General features: G+C 38.7%; 3 protein-coding genes. 2 read left to right on the forward strand and 1 reads right to left on the reverse strand.

The features are described from left to right. Positions 1–308: 308 nt before the first annotated feature. Positions 309–1457 (forward strand): ACR3 family arsenite efflux transporter, encoded by a 1149-nt coding sequence (arsB, locus tag F6K13_RS27250; protein ID WP_124143496.1) that lies wholly within the window; start codon positions 309–311, stop codon positions 1455–1457. Positions 1458–1471: 14 nt separating this feature from the next. Further along, the gene (locus tag F6K13_RS27255; RefSeq protein ID WP_124143497.1) at positions 1472–1894 is read left to right on the forward strand and encodes an ArsI/CadI family heavy metal resistance metalloenzyme; all 423 of its coding nucleotides are present in this window, start codon (positions 1472–1474) and stop codon (positions 1892–1894) included. Between the two features lie 397 nt (positions 1895–2291). On the opposite strand, the gene F6K13_RS27260 is transcribed toward F6K13_RS27255, so the two are convergent. Then, positions 2292–2582, reverse strand: coding sequence for a hypothetical protein (locus tag F6K13_RS27260; RefSeq protein ID WP_124143498.1), 291 nt, complete (start codon positions 2580–2582; stop codon positions 2292–2294). Between the last annotated feature and the right edge of the window lie 150 nt (positions 2583–2732).

Consider the following 2732-nt stretch of genomic DNA (forward strand, 5'->3'; position numbering starts at 1 on the left):
TGGCGACAACTCTTAATTATTGCCTTTTTTCAGTGATTAAATTCACTGGAGATAGAGCGGTATTATCCTGTTTGATTAGCGTAATTATTACGCTAACTGTTAGTTACTTTTTGTCCAAAGTCCAATACCTGACTCCTCTGTCATTTATTTATAACTAACCGGACATGATATAGCACGCCCTGCTACCGGATTTAATATAATTCATTGCTTGACATATCAATTTTTTTTGTTATATTTACATTATCTAAGAACATTAACCTTTTTTAATGACAGGATAAACAAACTGTAAAAATCCTGATATTAATCTTATGAGTCCAAATTTACCGCAAGTCAATAAATCTGCCGTACAAGCAGGTGGTCAACTTAGCTTCTTTGAAAAATATCTCACTGTTTGGGTAGCTTTGTGCATTGTCATAGGTATTGCCCTAGGGAAAATATTTCCCGGTGTTGCCAGTGCATTAGATGGCATGAGTATTTATCAAGTATCTATCCCCATCGCCATTTGTCTATTTTTTATGATGTATCCCATCATGGTAAAAATAGACTTTACCCAAACTAGAAATGCAGCTCGCGCTCCCAAACCTGTAATCTTAACATTAGTCGTTAACTGGGTAATTAAACCTTTTACCATGGTAGCGTTTGCGCAAATTTTCCTCGGTTGGCTATTTCGCCCACTATTAACAGGTACAGAAATATTGCGCGGTACAGAAGTAGCATTGGCAGACTCCTACATCGCTGGAACAATATTACTTGGTATCGCTCCCTGTACGGCAATGGTATTAATGTGGGGTTATCTTTCCTACAGCAACCAGGGACATACATTAGTAATGGTAGCGATTAATTCCTTGACAATGTTGTTTTTGTATGCTCCACTAGGACGGTGGTTACTGTCAGCTAATAATTTAACTGTGCCTTGGGAAACTATTGTTTTATCGGTGCTAATTTATGTGGGTTTACCTCTAGCAGCAGGAATGTATAGTCGTTACTGGATTTTCAAAAATAAAGGAAAAGCATGGTTTGAACGTAAGTTTATCAGGTATTTAAGTCCGGTTTCTACTGCTGCTTTGTTGATAACTTTAGTTTTATTGTTTGCTTTTAAGGGAGAATTAATTGTAGAAAATCCTGTTCATATTTTGTTGATAGCAGTACCACTATTTCTCCAGACTAATTTTATTTTTTTGATTACTTATGTAGCAGCTTTAAAAATGAAATTACATTATGAAGATGCCGCTCCTGCTGCTTTAATTGGAGCTAGTAATCATTTTGAAGTAGCGATCGCCACTGCAGTTACTTTGTTTGGCTTAAATTCTGGGGCAGCTTTAGCAACAGTAGTGGGAGTATTAATAGAAGTACCAGTCATGTTGATGTTGGTAGAATTTTGTAAACGTACAGCTTTTTGGTTTCCTCGCCAACCAGAAAAGGCAACTTTATTAGATCCTCGTTGTTTAAATTGTTAGATAGGGAAAAAATTATGTCCACTCTTAAAACTCACATTGCTCTAATCGCAACCAACTTAGAAAAGTCTGTAGAATTTTACCAAGCTTTATTTGGAGTAGCACCAGTTAAGTATAAGTCAGATTACGCAAAATTTGATATTGCTAACCCGCCTCTAAATCTTACCCTTAATTTAGAAGAAAATGTAGAACCAGGTGGGAATTTATCCCACTTAGGAATACAAGTTAGCACTTCTGAGGAAGTGGCAACAGCCATTGAAAGATTTAAAGTGGCCGGACTATCATTATTTGAGGAACATCAAACAGACTGCTGTTATGCACTTCAAGATAAAGTTTGGGTAACAGACCCTGATGGTAACCGCTGGGAGGTTTTTGTAGTCAAAGTGGCAGATACGGCACCAGAGAAAAATATAGTTGCGACTTCTGGCCAAACTCAGTAATATCATGTCCGGTTAAACAGTGATCAATAAATAACTACGGAGGAGTCAGGAGTCAGGAGTCAGGAGGGAAGAAAGAAGGAAGAAGCAAGAAAAAATAGGAGGAAAAGGAGAAAGTTTTTTTTATCACTAATTAGAGCTAGCTGATTAAATCTAAAAGCATTGACATATAAAGACAAGTGCCTTTTTGGGGTCGAAAAAAGTATCTGGTTTTCAGCCCTTAATGCTCATGCATGGAGCGTATTTTAGGCTCATAGTTGGGCAGAACAATCTTGGGACAATTCTTACTCCTACCTCCTCGCTCATTCCCATTTATCCTGTCTTCCCCTCCTGGGAGGGGGAGGGGCGAGGGGTGCGTTGTCTCCTGTCTCCTGTCTCCTACCCCTAATATCTGTACTAACTATCCAACAAATGAGAAATTGTCAGCATCAACTACAGGTGCATTGTCTAATGTGACAAATACACCTCCACTACCTAAACCAGCATCGCTACCATTTTGGTTATAGAATAGATTACCATTATCTGTATTGTATACAATGACAGCATCCTCTGTCGCAGCATCATTATTACTGGTAACAGTGGCAAATACATTCTCAAAACTGTCCCCACTATCAATAGCAGTGAAAGTTGTCCTGTTGATGAGGATGATATCTCGCTCTATATCAAAATCAGTAATCCTATCTTCTCCCAAATCATCTTGGTCATAAGCTTGATATGAACTACCCCGCCGTGTAGACGGACGGGGTTTCTAAGTCCCCGTCAACAAAGTCCGCACTTTGAGATTTTGAGCGCTTCATTTGCCCCAGTTGCCTCATCGAGCCTGTATGTTTACGGGTCGAAT

This window comes from Okeania sp. SIO2B9, assembly GCF_010672505.1.
Taxonomy (GTDB): domain Bacteria; phylum Cyanobacteriota; class Cyanobacteriia; order Cyanobacteriales; family Microcoleaceae; genus Okeania; species Okeania hirsuta.

Bases quoted from the DNA above. Each gene is read 5' to 3' on its own strand.
- arsB (WP_124143496.1), top strand. From the start codon at position 309: ATGAGTCCAAATTTACCGCAAGTCAATAAATCTGCCGTACAAGCAGGT.
- F6K13_RS27255 (WP_124143497.1), top strand. From the start codon at position 1,472: ATGTCCACTCTTAAAACTCACATTGCTCTAATCGCAACCAACTTAGAA.